The sequence below is a fragment of the Pseudomonas sp. LBUM1663 genome (assembly GCF_059695905.1).
Window position 1 is genome coordinate 1,015,199 of sequence record NZ_CP166792.1, and the last position, 17,751, is coordinate 1,032,949.

The window sequence follows — 17,751 nt, forward strand, 5'->3', positions numbered from 1 at the left end:
TGTTAGCCCGAGATCCTCGGGCTGGCGTCAGTTTTCTTCTTTCTCTTTAACCGGCGCCGGTGGCGGACGCAGGCCGATCTCAGCCGTGAGCTTCAGCTCTTTGCCGTTGCGCATCACCTGAATGGTGACCTTGTCAGTCGGTTTGATCCGCGCCACCTGGTTCATCGAACGACGTCCATCGCCAGCCGGTTCGCCGTCGATGCTGAGGATCACGTCCCCCAGTTGCAGGCCGGCCTTCTGCGCCGGACCGTCACGGAAAATCCCTGCGACCACAATGCCCGGGCGGCCCGACAGACCAAACGACTCCGCCAGTTCCTGGGTCAACGGCTGCACTTCAATCCCCAGCCAACCGCGAATCACCTGCCCGTGTTCGATGATCGACTTCATCACTTCCATGGCCAGTTTGACCGGGATCGCAAAACCGATGCCTTGCGAGCCGCCGGACTTGGAAAAGATCGCCGTGTTGATGCCGGTCAGGTTGCCGTTGGCATCCACCAGCGCACCGCCGGAGTTGCCGGGGTTGATCGCGGCGTCGGTCTGGATGAAATCTTCGTAGTTGTTCAGGCCCAACTGGTTACGACCGGTGGCGCTGATGATGCCCATGGTCACGGTCTGGCCGACGCCGAACGGGTTGCCGATGGCCAGCGCGACGTCACCGATGCGGATGTTGTCGGAGCGACCGACGGTGATCGACGGCAGGTTTTTCAGGTCGATTTTCAGCACCGCGAGGTCGGTTTCCGGGTCGCTGCCGATGACGCGGGCCAGGGTTTCGCGACCGTCCTTGAGCGCGACCACAATCTGGTCGGCACCGCTGGTGACGTGGTTGTTGGTCAGCAAATAACCTTCCGGGCTCATGATCACGCCCGAACCCAGGCTCGACTCCATGCGCTTCTGCTTGGGCGAGTTGTCGCCGAAGAAGCGGCGGAACTGCGGGTCTTCGAACAAGGGATGGTTCGGTTTGTTGATGACTTTGGTGGTGTAAAGGTTCACCACCGACGGCGCGGCGGTGGTGACCGCGTCGGCATAGGACACCGGACCTTGCTGCATCGTGGTGGTTTGCGGGGCTTGCTGCAGGTTGACGTCGAGGCTCGGAAGCCCGACCCACTGCGGGTAACGCTGGATGATCAACAGAGCGATAAGCACGCCGGCCAACAGCGGCCAGCCGGAAAAACGCAGCGCCTTGAGCATTAAGCACGTCCTGAGAGGTTGCAGGCGGTATGAGACCGCCCATAATGTCGCGCATTATACGAGGCGCAGCTCGCCTCTGAACGGGATATTTAGGAGTCTTTTATGGCCGTCGCCTTGAGCACCCTGGTCGAAGAAGCCGACCGTTACCTGAACAGTGCCAGGATTGCCGATTACTGCCCCAACGGCTTGCAGGTCGAAGGTCGGCCGCAGGTGATGCGCATCGTCAGCGGCGTCACGGCAAGCCAGGCGTTGCTGGACGCCGCGGTCGAAGCCCAGGCTGATCTGGTACTGGTGCATCACGGCTATTTCTGGAAAGGCGAGAATCCGTGCATCACCGGTATGAAGCAGCGTAGGTTGAAAACCCTGCTCAAGCACGACATCAGCTTGCTGTCCTATCACTTGCCGCTGGATCTGCACCCGGACGTCGGCAACAACGTGCAGCTGGCGCGTCAGCTCGACATCACGGTCGAAGGCCCGCTGGATCCGGACAACCTCAAAGTGGTCGGGCTGGTCGGCTCGTTGAGCGAACCGATGACGCCCCGTGATTTCGCCCGTCGCGTGCAGGAAGTCATGGGCCGCGAGCCGTTACTGATCGAAGGCAGCGAGATGATCCGCCGCGTTGGCTGGTGCACCGGTGGCGGCCAGGGTTATATCGATCAGGCCGTGTTGGCCGGGGTCGATCTGTACCTCAGCGGCGAGGCCTCGGAGCAGACCTTCCACAGCGCCCGGGAAAACGACATCAGCTTCATCGCCGCCGGCCACCACGCCACCGAGCGCTATGGCGTGCAGGCATTGGGTGATTACCTGGCCCGCCGGTTTGCCCTTGAGCACATCTTTATCGATTGCCCGAATCCGATCTGATTAACACTGCAAACCAAATGTGGGGGCGGCGGTGCGACGATTCGACTTGCTCGCGAAGGCGTACTGACATTCAACATTGATGTCGACTGATCCACCGCTTTCGCGAGCAAGCCCGCTCCCACAGGGTCTTCGGTGCCCAAACGCGGGGGTATATTCATATGCCCTTTCGATCTAGCTGGCGTCCTGATTAGAAGAGGTCGCTGTGCTAGGATTCCCCGCTCGAACACGGCCCGCTGGCCGTCCATAAGATCGTTTTCGTGAGTAGCCATGGTCGACAAACTGACGCATCTGAAACAGCTGGAGGCCGAAAGCATCCACATCATCCGCGAGGTCGCCGCCGAGTTCGATAACCCGGTGATGCTGTACTCCGTCGGTAAAGACTCCGCCGTGATGCTGCACCTTGCGCGCAAGGCATTCTTCCCGGGCAAACTGCCGTTCCCGGTGATGCACGTCGACACCCGGTGGAAGTTCAAGGAGATGTACGCGTTCCGCGACCGCATGGTCGAAGAACTCGGCCTGGACCTGCTGGTGCACGTGAACCCCGATGGCGTCGCGCAGGGCATCAACCCGCTGACCCACGGCAGTGCCAAGCACACCGACATCATGAAAACCGAAGGTTTGAAACAAGCCCTCGACAAGTACGGCTTCGACGCCGCTTTCGGTGGCGCTCGCCGCGACGAAGAGAAGTCCCGCGCCAAAGAGCGCGTGTATTCCTTCCGCGACACCAAGCACCGCTGGGACCCGAAAAACCAGCGCCCGGAACTGTGGAACGTCTACAACGGCAACGTCAACAAGGGCGAATCCATTCGTGTGTTCCCGTTGTCGAACTGGACCGAACTGGACATCTGGCAGTACATCTACCTCGAAGGCATCCCGATTGTGCCGCTGTATTTCGCCGCCGAACGCGACGTCATCGAGATGAATGGCACCTGGATCATGATCGACGACGAACGCCTGCTCAATCACCTGAGCGACGAAGACAAGGCGCGCATCGTCAAGAAGAAAGTCCGTTTCCGCACACTGGGTGACTACCCGCTGACCGGTGCGGTCGAGTCCGAGGCCACCAGCCTGACCGACATCATTCAGGAAATGCTCCTGACGCGAACTTCCGAACGCCAGGGCCGGGTCATCGACCACGATGGCGCAGGCTCGATGGAAGAAAAGAAACGTCAGGGTTATTTCTAAGGGGTTGTCATGTCGCACGCATCTGATTTGATCAGCGAGGACATCCTCGCCTATTTGGGCCAGCACGAACGCAAGGAAATGCTGCGCTTTCTGACCTGTGGCAACGTCGACGACGGCAAGAGCACCCTGATCGGGCGCCTGCTGCACGACTCCAAGATGATCTACGAAGATCACCTGGAAGCCATCACCCGCGACTCGAAAAAAGTCGGCACCACCGGCGACGATATCGACCTGGCATTGCTGGTCGACGGCCTGCAGGCCGAACGGGAGCAGGGCATCACCATTGATGTCGCGTACCGTTATTTCTCCACCGCCAAACGCAAATTCATCATCGCCGACACCCCGGGCCATGAGCAGTACACCCGCAACATGGCCACCGGTGCGTCCACCTGTGACCTGGCGATTATCCTGATCGACGCCCGCTACGGCGTGCAGACCCAGACCCGTCGTCACAGCTTCATTGCCTCGTTGCTGGGCATCAAGCACATCGTGGTGGCCGTCAACAAGATGGACATCAATGGCTTTGACCAAAGCGTGTTCGAGTCGATCAAGGCCGATTACCTGAAGTTCGCCGAAGGCATCGCGTTCAAACCGACCACCATGGCCTTCGTGCCGATGTCGGCCTTGAAAGGCGACAACGTGGTGAACAAGTCCGAGCGCTCGCCGTGGTACACCGGCCAGTCGCTGATGGAGATTCTCGAGACCGTCGAGATCGCCAACGACCGCAACTACACCGACCTGCGTTTCCCGGTTCAGTACGTCAATCGTCCGAACCTGAACTTCCGTGGTTTCGCCGGCACCCTGGCCAGCGGCGTCGTGCACAAGGGCGACGAAGTCGTTGTGCTGCCGTCGGGCAAGAGCAGCCGCGTAAAATCCATCGTCACTTTCGAAGGCGAGCTGGAGCATGCCGGTCCGGGTCAGGCTGTCACGCTGACCATGGAAGACGAGATCGACATCTCCCGCGGCGACTTGCTGGTGCACGCCGACAACCTGCCGCAAGTGACCGACGCCTTCGACGCCATGCTGGTGTGGATGGCCGAAGAGCCGATGCTGCCGGGCAAGAAGTACGACATCAAGCGCGCCACGAGTTACGTGCCGGGTTCGATCACCAGCATCGTCAATCGTGTTGACGTGAACACCCTGGAAGAAGGTCCGGCCAGCTCGTTGAACCTGAACGAGATCGGCCGGGTCAAGGTCAGCCTCGACGCCGCGATCGCGCTGGACGGTTACGCCAGCAACCGCACCACCGGCTCGTTCATCGTCATCGATCGGTTGACCAACGGCACCGTTGCCGCCGGCATGATCATCGCTCAGCCGTTGGCGCATGGCAGCAGCACGCACCACGGCAAACTGGCGCACGTGGCCACCGAAGAACGCGCCCAGCGTTTTGGTCAGCAACCGGCCACCGTGTTGTTCAGCGGTTTGTCGGGCGCGGGCAAAAGCACCCTGGCTTATGCGGTTGAACGCAAACTGTTCGACTTGGGTCGTGCGGTGTTTGTCCTCGATGGCCAGAACCTGCGTCACGACCTGAACAAAGGTCTGCCGCAGGATCGCGCCGGGCGTACCGAGAACTGGCGTCGTGCCGCGCACGTTGCGCGTCAGTTCAACGAAGCCGGTCTGTTGACCCTGGCGGCCTTCGTGGCGCCGAGTGCCGAAGGTCGCGAGCAGGCCCGGGAACTGATCGGCAAGGAACGTCTGCTGACGGTCTACGTCCAGGCCTCGCCGACAGTCTGTGCCGAGCGTGATCCGCAAGGCCTGTACGCGGCGGCCGGGGACAACATCCCGGGCGATTCCTTCCCGTATGACGTGCCGCTGGACGCCGACCTCGTGGTCGACACCCAGTCGCTGTCGCTGGAAGAAAGCGTCAAGCAAGTGCTGGATCTGCTGCGCAAGCGTGGCGCGATCTAAGCGTTAGCCGTTAACAAAAAACCCGCCGATGAGTGATCATCGGCGGGTTTTTTTTTGCTCAACTCGGTCAACTGTGGGAGCTAGCCTGCTAGCGATTGCGGTGAATCAGGCAATAAATCTGCTGAATGTCAACCCGCTATCGCCAGCAGGCTGGCTCCCACAGTAGGTCAGCGTTTGTCTGGGAATTCCCGATGCATCTGCGCAAGCAACGCATCCTTGTCTTCCCACAGCTGATTGATCCAGCCCTGAAATTGCAGTCGATACTCGCCATCCTGGTCGTAATTCTTGCCAATGAACTGCGGCGGAATCTTCAGCTCCTGAAAATGCACCACTACATCCTTCACATTCCCGCACAGCAGATCCCAGTAGCCGGGACGCCCCGCCGGGTAGTGAATGGTCACGTTGACGATCGACTCAAGTTGTTCGCCCATCGCATCCAGCACAAACGCAATGCCGCCAGCTTTGGGCTTGAGCAGATACTTGAACGGTGATTTCTGCTGCGCATGCTTGCCTTCAGTAAAGCGCGTGCCTTCGACGAAATTGAAAATCCCCACCGGGTTATTGCGGAACTTGTCGCAGGTCTTACGGGTGGTTTCCAGGTCCTTGCCTTTCTTCTCCGGGTACTTTTCCAGATAGGCCTTGGAGTAGCGTTTCATGAAAGGAAAGCCAAGCGTCCACCAGGCCAGGCCAATCACCGGCACCCAGATCAGTTCCTGTTTGAGGAAGAACTTCAGCGGCTGGATGCGACGGTTGAGCACGTACTGCAACACCATGATGTCGACCCAGCTCTGGTGGTTGCTGGTGATCAGGTACGAGTGCTTATAATCCAGCCCTTGCAGGCCGCTGAGGTGCCAGCGGGTGCGGCAGACCAGGTTCATCCAGGCCTTGTTGTTGCTGATCCAGGCTTCATGGGTATGGCTCATCAACCAGAGCGTGAAACGCTGGGTGAGGGCAAAGGGCAACACCTTGAAGATCGCCACGCAGAACAGAAACGAGCACAGCAAAATGGTATTCAACGCCAGCAACAACGATGCAATCACGCCGCGCACGGCGGCAGGTAGAAAGGCCAGCATTTAAAGATCCATAGGTCGGTTGGCAGCTTGAATCGCGGTCAGCGCGATGGTGTACACGATGTCATCGACTTGCGCGCCGCGCGGCAGGTCGTTTACCGGTTTGCGCAGGCCTTGCAGCATCGGTCCGAGGCTGACGCAATCGGCACTGCGCTGCACGGCTTTGTGCGTGGTGTTGCCGGTGTTCAGGTCGGGGAACACGAAGACCGTGGCGCGACCGGCGACCTGGCTGTTTGGCGCCAGTTGCCGGGCGACGGTTTCGTTGGCAGCGGCGTCGTACTGCAACGGGCCGTCGATCAGCAGCGAGTTCTGCTGTTCGTGGGCGAGCAGCGTCGCTTCGCGAACCTTCTCGACTTCTTCGCCGCTGGCCGATTCACCGCTGGAGTAGCTGATCATCGCCACACGCGGGGTGATGCCGAATGCGGCTGCCGAGTCGGCACTTTGCAGAGCGATCTCGGCCAGTTCGCTGGCGCTTGGGTGCGGGTTCATCACGCAGTCGCCGTAGACCAGCACTTCTTCGGGAAACAACATGAAGAACACCGACGACACCAGCGTGCAGCCCGGCGCCGTTTTGATCAGCTGCAGGGCCGGGCGGATGGTGTTGGCGGTGGAGTGAATGACCCCGGAGACGAGGCCGTCGACTTCATCCAGCGCCAGCATCATGGTGCCGATCACCACGGTGTCTTCCAGTTGTTGCTCGGCCATCGGGGCGTTGAGGCTTTTGCTTTTTCGCAGCGCAACCATCGGCTCGACGTAGCGCTCGCGAATCAGGTCCGGGTCAAGGATCTCCAGCCCCGGCGGCAGCTCGATGCCTTGGGCGCGGGCGACGGCCTCGACGTCTTCCGGTTTCGCCAGCAACACGCAGCGAGCGATGCCGCGCGCCTGACAGATCGCCGCCGCTTGCACGGTCAGCGGCTCGCTGCCTTCAGGCAGGACGATGCGCTTGTTGGCGGCCTGGGCGCGCTGGATCAATTGATAGCGGAACACCGCGGGCGACAGGCGCATTTCACGGGGTGTGCCGCAACGCTGGTGCAGCCAGTTGGCATCCAGATGACTGGCGACGAAGTCGGTGATGATCTCCGCGCGCTCGCGGTCGTCGATCGGGATTTCCTTGTTCAGACCGTTCAACTGGTTAGCGGTGTCGTAGGAGCCGGTGCTCACCGACAACACCGGCAACCCCGCCTGCAACGCGCCTCGGCACAGGTCCATGATGCGCGGGTCGGGCAGGGTGTCGCTGGTCAGCAACAGGCCGGCCAGGGGCACGCCGTTCATGGCCGCGAGGCTGACGGCGAGGATGATGTCGTCGCGATCGCCGGGGGTCACCACCAGCACGCCGGGCTTGAGCAGCTCCACGGTGTTGCGCATGGTGCGGGCGCAGATGATGATTTTGGTCATGCGCCGGGTTTCGTAATCGCCGGCATTGAGAATCTGCGCGCCCATCAGATCAGCGACGTCGCGGGTGCGCGGCGCGTTCAATTCCGGCTGGAATGGAATGCAGCCGAGCAAGCGGAAGTCACCGCTGCGCAGCAACGGCGAATGCTCCTTCAAGCGCGAAGCGAAGGCCTCCATGCTTTCATCGGTCTTGACCTTATTGAGGATCACGCCGAGGACTTTCGGGTCTTTCGGACCACCGAACAATTGCGCCTGCAATTCCACCCGGCCAGACAGTTCGGTCAGCACTTCGTTTTCCGGCGCCGAGACCAGGATCACTTCGGCGTCGAGGCTTTTCGCCAAATGCAGATTGACCCGCGCGGCGTAACTGGCGCTGCGGGTCGGGACCATGCCTTCGACGATCAGCACATCTTTGCCGACGGCCGCTTGCTGATAAAGAGTGATGATTTCTTCGAGCAGCTCATCCAGCTGACCGTCGCCGAGCATGCGCTCGACGTGTGCCAGACCGAGCGGCTGCGGCGGTTTCAAACCGTGAGTGCGGGCCACCAGTTCAGTGGACCGTTCAGGCCCGGTGTCACCCGGATGCGGCTGGGCAATCGGTTTGAAAAAGCCGACTTTAAGGCCGGCGCGCTCAAGGGTGCGCACCAGCCCGAGGCTGATGGAGGTCAGACCCACACCAAAATCGGTGGGCGCGATAAAAAAAGTTTGCATGCGGATTCTCTAAGGGTGCATGGCAATGGCGATCATCTATGTCTGACGATCTACCGAAATTCAGTCGCCAAGGTTATCGCTAACCGAGCCTTGTGCGCACCAACCGCAATCAAAGGGCTGGCCTATTTTTTCAATACGTTGCGCGGGGTCCAGGACCCAGGCGCGCGATTGCCACGGTGGCTGGTGGCGCAGGTGCTGGGTGTGGCCGCAGGAAAGCTCGGCCACCCAATGCCCGTCCTCATCCTGATGGAAACCGGTGACCGTCGAGTCTTTCGCCGCGATCCGTCTGTCCGGGTTGTGTTCGCTTTCGGACGATTGCTTCGCTAAACTTGGCCTTTCTTCATTCTTATGCAAAAGGTCTCGCCCCATGCTGATCGCCGCCAATAAGGCTGTCTCCATCGACTATACCCTGACCAACGACGCTGGTGAGGTCATCGACAGCTCCGCCGGCGGCGCGCCGCTGGTCTACCTGCAAGGCGCAGGTAACATCATCCCGGGCCTGGAAAAGGCGCTGGAAGGCAAAGCAGTCGGCGACGAGCTGACCGTAGCCGTTGAACCTGAAGATGCCTACGGCGAATACGCTGCCGAACTGGTCAGCACCCTGAGCCGCAGCATGTTCGAAGGCGTCGACGAACTGGAAGTGGGCATGCAGTTCCACGCTTCCGCGCCGGACGGCCAGATGCAGATCGTCACCATCCGCGATCTGGACGGCGACGACGTTACTGTCGACGGCAACCACCCGTTGGCCGGTCAGCGCCTGAATTTCCAGGTCAAGATCATCGACATCCGTGACGCCAGCCAGGAAGAAGTCGCTCATGGTCACGTCCATGGCGAAGGTGGCCATCACCACTGATTTTCTGCGCTAAGCTCAGAGAACTGGAGAGGCGCCCGAGGGCGCCTTTTTAGTCCGCGGCTGTCCCTGGCGACAACGCCAAGTGGCTGTTTCGAGTAGAACACGGGAATCTGGAGTTCGTCATGAGTGCTTTTCACGACCTTAAATTGACAGCCCTGGATGGACAGGAGCTACCGCTGGCGCCCTTTAAAGGGAACGTCGTGCTGGTGGTCAACGTCGCCTCCAAATGTGGCTTGACCCCACAGTACGCGGCACTGGAAAACCTTTACCAGAAATACAAAGGCCAGGGTTTCAGTGTGCTGGGCTTGCCGTGCAACCAGTTTGCCGGGCAGGAACCGGGCACCGAGCAAGAGATCCAGGAATTCTGCAGCCTCAACTATGGCGTGACATTTCCGTTGTCCAGCAAGCTGGAAGTCAACGGTCATGATCGTCATCAGCTGTACCGTCTGTTGGCGGGCGAGGGCGCGGAGTTTCCGGGGGACATCACCTGGAACTTCGAAAAATTCCTGCTGGGCAAGGACGGCCGTGTGTTGGCGCGGTTCTCGCCGCGCACAGCGCCGGATGATCCGACGGTCATCCATGCGATTGAAAAAGCGCTGAGCTAACCCCCTCTGTAGGAGCGAGGCTTGCCCGCGAAGGCGTCATGTCATTCAACATTGATATCGACTGACCTGACACCTTCGCGAGCAAGCTACGCTCCTGCTGTCTTTTGACCCTTAATCACCCAAATCAATAGTGCTGTTCAAAGCTTGCGGCTCTCCATATTATCGCCGTCATAAAGTCTTTTCACGTGGAGCGTCCCATGCCAGTCAAAGCCCTGTTTAAACCGTTCCACCTCGGCACCCTCGAACTGCCGACCCGCGTCGTCATGGCGCCGATGACCCGCTCGTTTTCGCCGGGCGGCGTGCCTAACTCCAAAGTGATCGAGTACTACCGTCGCCGCGCCGCCGCAGGCGTTGGCCTGATTATCACTGAAGGCACCACCGTCGGGCACAAGGCTTCCAACGGCTACCCGAACGTGCCGCATTTCTACGGTGAAGCCGCGCTGGCGGGCTGGAAGAAAGTGGTCGACGCGGTCCACGCCGAGGGCGGCAAGATCGTTCCGCAGTTGTGGCATGTGGGCAGCGTGCGCCGCATCGGCACCGAGCCGGATGCCAGCGTTCCGGGTTACGGTCCGTCGGAGAAATTGAAGGACGGTCAGGTCGTGGTTCACGGCATGACTCAACAAGATATCCAGGATGTGATCGCCGCGTTCGCCCAGGCGGCTAAAGACGCCCAAAGCATCGGCATGGACGGTGTGGAAATCCACGGCGCCCACGGCTACCTCGTGGACCAATTCTTCTGGGAAGGCAGCAACCAGCGCACCGATGAATACGGCGGCAGCCTGGCCAACCGTTCGCGTTTCGCCATCGAATTGATTCAGGCTGTGCGTGCAGCCGTCGGCGAAGGCTTCCCGATCATCTTCCGTTTCTCGCAGTGGAAGCAGCAGGATTACACCGCGCGCCTGGTGCAAACACCGGAGGCGCTGGGGGAGTTCCTCAAGCCGCTGTCCGACGCCGGCGTGGACATTTTCCACTGTTCGACGCGCCGTTTCTGGGAGCCGGAGTTCGACGGTTCCGAGCTGAACCTGGCCGGCTGGGCGCGCAAGCTGACGGGCAAGCCGACCATCACCGTGGGCAGCGTTGGCCTGGATGGCGAGTTCCTGCAGTTCATGGTCAACACCGACAAGATCGCGCAGCCGGCCAGCCTGGAGAAACTGCTGGAGCGCTTGAACAACGATGAGTTCGATCTGGTGGCGGTAGGGCGTGCGCTGCTGGTCGACCCGGACTGGGCGCAGAAAGTGCGTGATGGTCGTGAGGAAGACATCCTGCCGTTCAGCCGTGAGGCGTTGATGACGCTGGTTTAAGCGGCGACTGGCAAGGCTCATCGCCAGCAGGCTGACTCCCACACGGGTTCTGCGGTATACACGGAACCTGTGGGAGCCAGCCTGCTGGCGATGACTGACTCAATGTCACCCTAGGCTCGGGGCAAGGTTGGTGCATTCGGCACCACCTGTTCCCTGACACAAGCCCCCCGCAATTGCCCCTCAAACTGCTCGATAATCGCCGCCCATCCCTGACGACTTGCATGTTGGCGCGCATTGAGCCGCACACAACGCAAGGTTTCGCGCTCCTCCAACAACCACGTCGCGGCATCGCAGAACGCCTCTTCGTCCCCCGGCATCGCCAACACGCCGTTGTAGCCATGGCGAATGTGCTGAGCCGCGGCAGCCTGATCGTAAGCCACCACGCCCAACCCCGAGGCCAGCGCTTCAAGCACCACATTGCCGAAGGTTTCGGTCAGGCTCGGAAATAGAAATACATCCGCTGACGCATAGTGACTGGCCAACGCTTCGCCTCGTTGTGAGCCGCAGAAAATCGCTTCAGGCAGTTCCTTCTCCAAAAAACCTCGCTGCGGCCCGTCGCCGACCACGATCAATTTCAGTTTGCGCTGTGGATAAGTGGTTTTCAGCGCGTCGAAGCAGCGCTTGAGCAAGCCTAGATTTTTCTCCTGCGCCAGGCGTCCTACGTGGATGACCGCAATGTCCTTCTCGGCGAGCCCCCACTGTTCGCGTAAGGATTGCAGGCGTTTCACCGGATGAAACAATTGGCTGTCGACCCCTCGGGACAACAGCACAAGACGTTCGAAATGACGCCGCTCCAGTTCCAGTCGCTGGCTGGTGCTCGGCACCAGAGTCAACGTAGAACGATTGTGAAACCAGCGCAGGTAATGAGTCAGCAAGCGCGACAGCAAGCCGAGCCCGTACTGATTGGAATACTGCTGGAAATTGGTGTGAAAGCCGCTGACCACTGAAATCCCCAAACGCCGCGCCGCCCGCAACGCCGACAATCCCAGTGGCCCTTCCGTGGCGATGTAGAGCACGTCCGGGCGATGGCGTTTCCAGCGCCGCAGCAGCTTGTGCATCGACGACTGACCCCATTGCAAACCCGGATAGCCCGGCAACGGCCAGCCGCGACACAGCAACAACTCATCGCTACTGGCCGCTAACTGATCGCAGCTTTGACGTGGCCGCACCAGTTCGACCTGATGCCCGCGCGCGCGCAAGCCATCGCACAAGCGGCCGAGGGTATTGGCCACGCCGTTGATTTCCGGTGGGAAGGTTTCGGTGATCAGGGTGATATGCAGAGCTGTCGTCATGACCCCAGTGTCGGCTGGGGGCATGTCGTCATTGTGGCGTTTCGATGATGGATTTGTGACGGTGTCAGCGTTGGGTGACCAGATTCTCTGCGCCGCGCTCACGCACCCAGAACAGGGTCGCTCCGGCCACGGCTGCCGGCATCATCAGGATGTTGACCACCGGAATCAGCAACACCAGATACACGATCCCGCCAAAACTCATGCTCTGCCAGCGCTTCTGGCGCAGCCAGGCGAGCATTTCGTTCCAGCCGAGTTTGTGGTTGTCCGCCGGGTAGTCGATGTACTGGATCGCCATCATCCACACCCCGAACAGCAGCCACAGCGGCGCGGCGATAATGTTCACCACGGGAATGAACGAGAGAATGAACAACCCGATTGCCCGCGGCAGGAAGTAGCCGAGTTTGCGCATTTCACGGGACAGGGTGCGCGGGATCATGGCGATCAGTTCGCCCCAACTGAACGCCGGGAAGTCATCGGTGCCCCTTACCACCACTTCGACCTTCTCCGCCAGGAAGCCGTTGAACGGCGCGGCGATGACGTTGGCGAGCATGGTGAAGGTGAAAAACACCATCAGAACCACCAGCACGACAAAAATCGGCCAGAGGACGTAATTGAGAAAACTCAGCCAGTCGGGCAGGGATGGCATCAGCGTATCGACCCACAGGCTGAATTGATGGCTGGCCAGGTAGATCAATCCGACGAACAGCACGAGGTTGATCGCCAGGGGCAACAACACGAACAAACGCAGGCTGGGGCTCAAGACCAGCTTGAGGCCTTCGCGCAGGTATTGCGGGCCGGACAGAACAGGGGCGGGCATAACGTGCTCCGAGCAGAGGGGGAAACGCGCCGACCTTACCGGCTTTGCCTGACAGGCGAAAGCGCGGTCGAAGCATCGACATCAACTGTAACAAAGGCGTCTCTATATTCAGTGTGACGGGATAGAGACCACCTATGAGCTGGATTGTTAAACCGTATTTCCTTAATCTTCGCCCCCTCGATACGCTGCACCCATTCTTTTTACAGGACTGTCGAGTTCAAGCCTTCCCCAAGTGCTTTCAACGGTCCTTTTTTATTCCCGCCGGCAACCCGGCGTTCCGCGCCAGGTGTTCCAGGCCGGTCAACAGGAGCAGGTCATGTCTGAAGTCCGTCATTCGCGAGTGATTATTCTCGGTTCCGGCCCTGCCGGTTACAGCGCCGCGGTCTATGCCGCCCGTGCCAACCTCAAGCCACTGCTGATCACCGGCATGCAAGCCGGCGGTCAACTGACCACCACCACCGAAGTCGACAACTGGCCGGGCGATGTCCACGGCCTGACCGGCCCGGCGCTGATGGACCGCATGAAAGAGCACGCCGAGCGCTTTGAAACCGAGATCGTTTTCGATCACATCAATGCCGTGGACTTCGCTGCCAAGCCGTACACCCTGATCGGCGACAGCGCGACTTACACTTGCGACGCCTTGATCATCGCTACCGGCGCCAGCGCGCGTTACCTCGGTCTGCCGTCGGAAGAAGCGTTCATGGGCAAAGGCGTATCGGCCTGCGCAACCTGCGACGGTTTCTTCTACCGCAACAAGCCAGTGGCTGTAGTGGGTGGCGGCAACACCGCTGTTGAAGAAGCACTGTACCTGGCCAACATTGCCAGCACCGTGATCCTGATCCACCGCCGCGAAACCTTCCGCGCCGAGAAGATACTGATCGACAAGCTCAACGCCCGCGTGGCCGAAGGCAAGATCATCCTGAAGCTGAACTCGAACCTGGACGAAGTCCTGGGCGACAACATGGGTGTGACCGGTGCCCGCCTGAAGAACAACGACGGCAGCTTTGACGAGCTGACAGTTGATGGCGTGTTCATCGCCATCGGCCACACCCCGAACACTTCGTTGTTCGAAGGCCAGCTGACGTTGAAAGACGGTTACCTGGTTGTGCAGGGCGGCCGCGACGGCAACGCAACGGCCACCAGCGTCGAAGGCATCTTCGCTGCCGGTGACGTGGCTGACCACGTTTACCGTCAGGCCATCACCTCGGCCGGCGCCGGTTGCATGGCGGCACTGGATGCGGAGCGTTACCTCGATGACCTGCAGAACGCCAAGTTCTGAAATCGTTGAAATGAAAAAACCGGCTTCGGCCGGTTTTTTGTGCCCACGATTTAATGTCTCATCACATAGCACTGTGGGAGCGGGCTGCATGAGCTTGGGATCAGGCCAGTTTCTTCAGGCACGCCTCAAGAATATCCAGCCCTTCCTCCAGCACTGTCGCCTCAGTCGTCAACGGTGCCAGTAGCCGAATGATGTGGCGCGATTTACCGCTGGGCATCAGCAGTAAACCCGCGTCTCGTGCCAGGCTCAGAAGTTGCGTCAACTGCGCCGAGGCCGGGGAGCCGTCGGCATGGGTCAGTTCGATGCCGCGCATCGCTCCGACGCCGGTCAAACGACCCAGATACGGTGAAAGTTTGCTTGCGTGCCAGGACTCGTAACGGCTGACAATCGCTTCTTCCTGTTGCGACCCCCAGGCGTGCAGGTTGGCATCCGTCATTTCATCCAGCGTCGCCAATGCCGCGGCGCAGGCGATGGGGTTGCCCGAATAGGTGCCGCCCAGTCCACCTTTGGGCAAGGTGTCGAGCAGCGACTTGCGCCCGACCACCGCGCCCAGTGGCACGCCGCCGGCGATGCTTTTGCCCAGCAGGATCAGGTCCGGCTCGATGCCCAGGCGCGAAAACGCAAAACGTTCGCCGGTGCGGCCGAAGCCAGACTGGATTTCATCGGCGATCAGCAGAATATTTTTTTCATCGCAGAACGTGCGCAGCGCCTGGGCGAACGCCACGTCCATCGCCAGGAACCCCGCTTCGCCTTGCACCGGCTCGACGATAAAACAGGCCACATCTTCAACGTCGATCTCGACACTAAACAGTCGATCCATGGCTTTCAAGGCATCGTCACAGGTCACGCCGTTGTCCTTGCTTGGGTACGGCAAATGGAACACCGGCCCCGGCAGCACACCGACTTTCTGTTTGTAAGGCGCGACTTTGCCATTGAGATTGAGTGTGGCGAGGGTACGGCCGTGGAAGGCGCCGTCGAACGCGATGACCGCGGTGCGACCGGTGGCGCCACGCACGATCTTCAGTGCGTTTTCCGCCGCTTCTGCGCCGCTGTTGGTGAGCATGCCGCTGACCGGGTAGTCCACCGGCATGAACGCGGTCAGACGATCCATCAGTTCGAGATAGGGCACATGCGGTGCGGCGTTGAACGCGTAGTGAGTCAGCCGGGTGGCTTGTTCGCGAATGGCCTCGACGATGCTCGGATGGCAATGGCCAAGGTTAAGTACGCCGATGCCGCCGACAAAGTCGATATAGCGTTTGCCATCGGTGTCCCACACCTCGGCGTTTTTGCCGTGGCTGAGCGTGACGGGATGAACGACGTTGATCGACTGGCTGATGGTTTCGCTGCTCATGGGTACCTGACTCAGAAGAAGGGATGCTTCTTTTTATCTAAGCCGTGAGCAGTGGTTTGGGGCAAACGAAATAAAGTGGCCGGGTCAATCTTAAAAGTCGGGATGTGTGCGAATGAGAGATGGGCAGGCAAAGCGTAACCTGTGGCGAGGGCGCTTGCTCCCGCTTGGTCGCGCAGCGGCCCCAAAAAAGAGGGACCGCTACGCAGTCCAGCGGGAGCAAGCTCCCTCGCCACAGGTCCAGTGTCACTGGTGAAGTGTTTTGCGGGCTTTGATCAGCGACGAGTCAGCGGTTGCTGCGAGAACTTCACGCCGGCCAGACCATGCGTAATCAACGCGCGAATGTTGCCGTGGTCGTTGCCTTCAGGCGTGGCCACGACCGAGCGGTAATGCTCGCCAAATGCCAACAGCGCTTCTTCATCGCTCAGGCCTTCCAGTAGCGCCAGGCCCAGGGTCTTGCACGAACCTTCGTTCTGCCCGGCGGCGTTTTCCACGCCACCGTTGTTGAAAGCCTGAGGCTGGTAGTCATAACCCGCGGCGATGAACGCCAAGGTGTCGGCGAAAACGTGTTCGCCGCTCTTGAGGCTGGTGCGCAGGGTAGTCAAATCATTCATTGGGTTTTCCTTTGGCGAACGCCGCTTGTTGTTCGGCGTTGGCTTCTTGCTGGTATAGGGCTTTCCACTCGGCGTAAGGCATGCCGTAAACCACTTCGCGGGCGTCATCGAGGCTGACCTCGATCTGACGTTCATCGGCGGCGGCCTTGTACCACTTGGACAGGCAGTTGCGGCAGAAACCCGAGAGGTTCATCAGGTCGATGTTCTGCACGTCCTTGCGGCTGTCCAGGTGGGCGACCAGCCGGCGAAAGGCGGCGGCTTCAAGTTCCAGGCGTTGTTGATCGTTCATGGCGGGCTCTGTGCAATCCAATCGTGGCGCGGATGATAAAAGTCTGGCGGACAATGCGCCAGACGCGGTCAGCGGCTTGCGGCCAGGGTGATCGACACCGACTCGGCGAAACGCAACGCGTGGGGCTTGTCGACTTCGACCTCGGCGTACAGCACCGACTCATTGGCCATGACCAGATCGAGAATTTCCTGGGTCAGGCGTTCGAGCAGGGCAAAGCGATTGCCTTCCACGTGAGCGATGATCGCTTTGGTGATGGTCCGGTAATTCAGTGCGTGATCGATGTCGTTGTCACGCACCGCTTCCTGAGCGGCATACAGGATGGTCAGGTTGATCAGCACATCCTGCTTGTTGAGGATTTCATCCTCGTTGATCCCGATGAAGGTCCGCAGGCACAGGTCCTTGACCCGGATGCGTGCCATTCCTGGTTGAAGTTGTGGCATTGCTACTTGCTCCGTCCAATCAATTGCAGAAACTCCTGGCGGGTGTTGCTCGACTCGCGGAAGGCGCCGAGCATCACCGAGGTGTTCATGGTCGAATTCTGTTTTTCGACGCCGCGCATCATCATGCACATGTGCCTGGCTTCGATGACCACCGCGACACCGGCGGCGTCGGTCACCTGTTGCACTGCGTCGGCGATTTGCCGGGTGAGGTTTTCCTGGATTTGCAGGCGCCGGGCGAACATGTCCACCAGCCGCGCGATCTTCGACAGGCCCAGCACCTTGCCCGTTGGAATATAAGCCACATGGGCCTTGCCGATGAAGGGCAGCAGGTGATGTTCGCACAACGAGTACAGCTCGATGTCGGCGACGATGATCATCTCGTCGGTGTCTGACGCAAACAGTGCGCCGTTGACGATCTCTTCGACACTCTGGTCGTAGCCATGGCAGAGGTACTGCATGGCCTTGGCCGCGCGAACCGGGGTGTCTTGCAGTCCTTCGCGGTCGGGGTTTTCACCGAGGCCGATGAGGATTTCGCGATAGCTCTGGGACAGGGCGTTCTGGTGCAGGGATAACGTCATGGAACATCCTCGCGGGGGCC

At 60.0% G+C, this 17,751-nt stretch carries 18 protein-coding genes; 7 read left to right on the forward strand and 11 right to left on the reverse strand.

The window, feature by feature from the left end; all coding sequences use genetic code 11:
- Window positions 1-27 precede the first annotated feature (27 nt).
- The gene (algW, locus tag ACA075_RS04425) at window positions 28-1,188 is read right to left on the reverse strand and encodes a Do family serine endopeptidase AlgW (protein WP_219095734.1); all 1,161 of its coding nucleotides are present in this window, start codon (window positions 1,186-1,188) and stop codon (window positions 28-30) included.
- A gap of 102 nt (window positions 1,189-1,290) precedes the next feature.
- On the opposite strand from algW, the gene ACA075_RS04430 reads away from it, so the two are divergent.
- The 3 genes from ACA075_RS04430 (at window position 1,291) to cysN (ending at window position 5,142) form a co-directional block, all read left to right on the forward strand.
- Window positions 1,291-2,049 (forward strand): Nif3-like dinuclear metal center hexameric protein, encoded by a 759-nt coding sequence (locus tag ACA075_RS04430; protein ID WP_109628001.1) that lies wholly within the window; start codon window positions 1,291-1,293, stop codon window positions 2,047-2,049.
- Between the two features lie 267 nt (window positions 2,050-2,316).
- On the forward strand, window positions 2,317-3,234 hold the full coding sequence (gene cysD, locus ACA075_RS04435) for a sulfate adenylyltransferase subunit CysD (protein ID WP_010463281.1): 918 nt from the start codon (window positions 2,317-2,319) through the stop codon (window positions 3,232-3,234).
- 9 nt (window positions 3,235-3,243) lie between these two features.
- Entirely contained in the window at window positions 3,244-5,142 is a 1,899-nt protein-coding gene (cysN, locus tag ACA075_RS04440) for a sulfate adenylyltransferase subunit CysN (RefSeq protein ID WP_219095735.1), read from the forward strand.
- 167 nt (window positions 5,143-5,309) lie between these two features.
- Here the strand turns inward: cysN and yihG are convergent, their stop codons facing one another.
- The 3 genes from yihG to ACA075_RS04455 are packed head-to-tail and all read right to left on the reverse strand — an operon-like array spanning window position 5,310 to window position 8,714.
- Window positions 5,310-6,215: a 1-acylglycerol-3-phosphate O-acyltransferase, YihG family gene (gene yihG, locus ACA075_RS04445; RefSeq protein ID WP_497297435.1), complete on the reverse strand. Its 906-nt coding sequence runs from the start codon at window positions 6,213-6,215 to the stop codon at window positions 5,310-5,312.
- On the reverse strand, window positions 6,216-8,315 hold the full coding sequence (pta, locus tag ACA075_RS04450) for a phosphate acetyltransferase (RefSeq protein WP_109628005.1): 2,100 nt from the start codon (window positions 8,313-8,315) through the stop codon (window positions 6,216-6,218). It abuts the gene before it with no gap.
- Window positions 8,316-8,375: 60 nt separating this feature from the next.
- Window positions 8,376-8,714 (reverse strand): DUF3565 domain-containing protein, encoded by a 339-nt coding sequence (locus ACA075_RS04455; protein WP_094469150.1) that lies wholly within the window; start codon window positions 8,712-8,714, stop codon window positions 8,376-8,378.
- Here ACA075_RS04455 and ACA075_RS04460 point away from each other — a divergent pair.
- The 3 genes from ACA075_RS04460 (at window position 8,683) to ACA075_RS04470 (ending at window position 11,074) form a co-directional block, all read left to right on the forward strand.
- Window positions 8,683-9,168: an FKBP-type peptidyl-prolyl cis-trans isomerase gene (locus ACA075_RS04460; RefSeq protein ID WP_045061434.1), complete on the forward strand. Its 486-nt coding sequence runs from the start codon at window positions 8,683-8,685 to the stop codon at window positions 9,166-9,168. The genes ACA075_RS04455 and ACA075_RS04460 overlap by 32 nt on opposite strands.
- A 122-nt stretch (window positions 9,169-9,290) precedes the next feature.
- Window positions 9,291-9,773, forward strand: coding sequence for a glutathione peroxidase (locus ACA075_RS04465; protein ID WP_219095738.1), 483 nt, complete (start codon window positions 9,291-9,293; stop codon window positions 9,771-9,773).
- Between the two features lie 197 nt (window positions 9,774-9,970).
- Complete coding sequence (locus ACA075_RS04470) at window positions 9,971-11,074, forward strand: NADH:flavin oxidoreductase (RefSeq protein ID WP_497297436.1); 1,104 nt, start codon at window positions 9,971-9,973, stop codon at window positions 11,072-11,074.
- Window positions 11,075-11,184: 110 nt separating this feature from the next.
- Here ACA075_RS04470 and ACA075_RS04475 read toward each other — a convergent pair whose 3' ends face one another.
- Both ACA075_RS04475 and cysZ read right to left on the reverse strand, forming a co-directional pair.
- Complete coding sequence (locus ACA075_RS04475) at window positions 11,185-12,390, reverse strand: glycosyltransferase family 4 protein (protein WP_497297437.1); 1,206 nt, start codon at window positions 12,388-12,390, stop codon at window positions 11,185-11,187.
- Window positions 12,391-12,430: 40 nt separating this feature from the next.
- The gene (gene cysZ / locus ACA075_RS04480; protein WP_219095740.1) at window positions 12,431-13,183 is read right to left on the reverse strand and encodes a sulfate transporter CysZ; all 753 of its coding nucleotides are present in this window, start codon (window positions 13,181-13,183) and stop codon (window positions 12,431-12,433) included.
- 316 nt (window positions 13,184-13,499) lie between these two features.
- Here cysZ and trxB point away from each other — a divergent pair, with 316 nt between their 5' ends.
- The gene (gene trxB / locus ACA075_RS04485; RefSeq protein WP_497297438.1) at window positions 13,500-14,462 is read left to right on the forward strand and encodes a thioredoxin-disulfide reductase; all 963 of its coding nucleotides are present in this window, start codon (window positions 13,500-13,502) and stop codon (window positions 14,460-14,462) included.
- Between the two features lie 100 nt (window positions 14,463-14,562).
- Here trxB and ACA075_RS04490 read toward each other — a convergent pair whose 3' ends face one another.
- The 5 genes from ACA075_RS04490 to folE form a co-directional block, all read right to left on the reverse strand.
- Entirely contained in the window at window positions 14,563-15,813 is a 1,251-nt protein-coding gene (locus ACA075_RS04490; protein WP_497297439.1) for a 2-aminoadipate transaminase, read from the reverse strand.
- A 272-nt stretch (window positions 15,814-16,085) separates the two neighbouring features.
- Window positions 16,086-16,424: a HopJ type III effector protein gene (locus ACA075_RS04495; protein ID WP_497297441.1), complete on the reverse strand. Its 339-nt coding sequence runs from the start codon at window positions 16,422-16,424 to the stop codon at window positions 16,086-16,088.
- Window positions 16,417-16,713 (reverse strand): DUF1244 domain-containing protein, encoded by a 297-nt coding sequence (locus ACA075_RS04500; protein WP_497297442.1) that lies wholly within the window; start codon window positions 16,711-16,713, stop codon window positions 16,417-16,419. The genes ACA075_RS04495 and ACA075_RS04500 overlap by 8 nt, the downstream gene beginning before the upstream one ends.
- Window positions 16,714-16,781: 68 nt before the next feature.
- Window positions 16,782-17,153, reverse strand: a complete 372-nt coding sequence (folX, locus tag ACA075_RS04505; protein WP_008026970.1) for a dihydroneopterin triphosphate 2'-epimerase — start codon at window positions 17,151-17,153, stop codon at window positions 16,782-16,784.
- A gap of 2 nt (window positions 17,154-17,155) precedes the next feature.
- Window positions 17,156-17,731 carry a GTP cyclohydrolase I FolE gene (folE, locus tag ACA075_RS04510; protein WP_497297443.1) on the reverse strand — a complete coding sequence of 192 codons (576 nt, stop codon included), beginning with the start codon at window positions 17,729-17,731 and terminating at the stop codon, window positions 17,156-17,158.
- Between the last annotated feature and the right edge of the window lie 20 nt (window positions 17,732-17,751).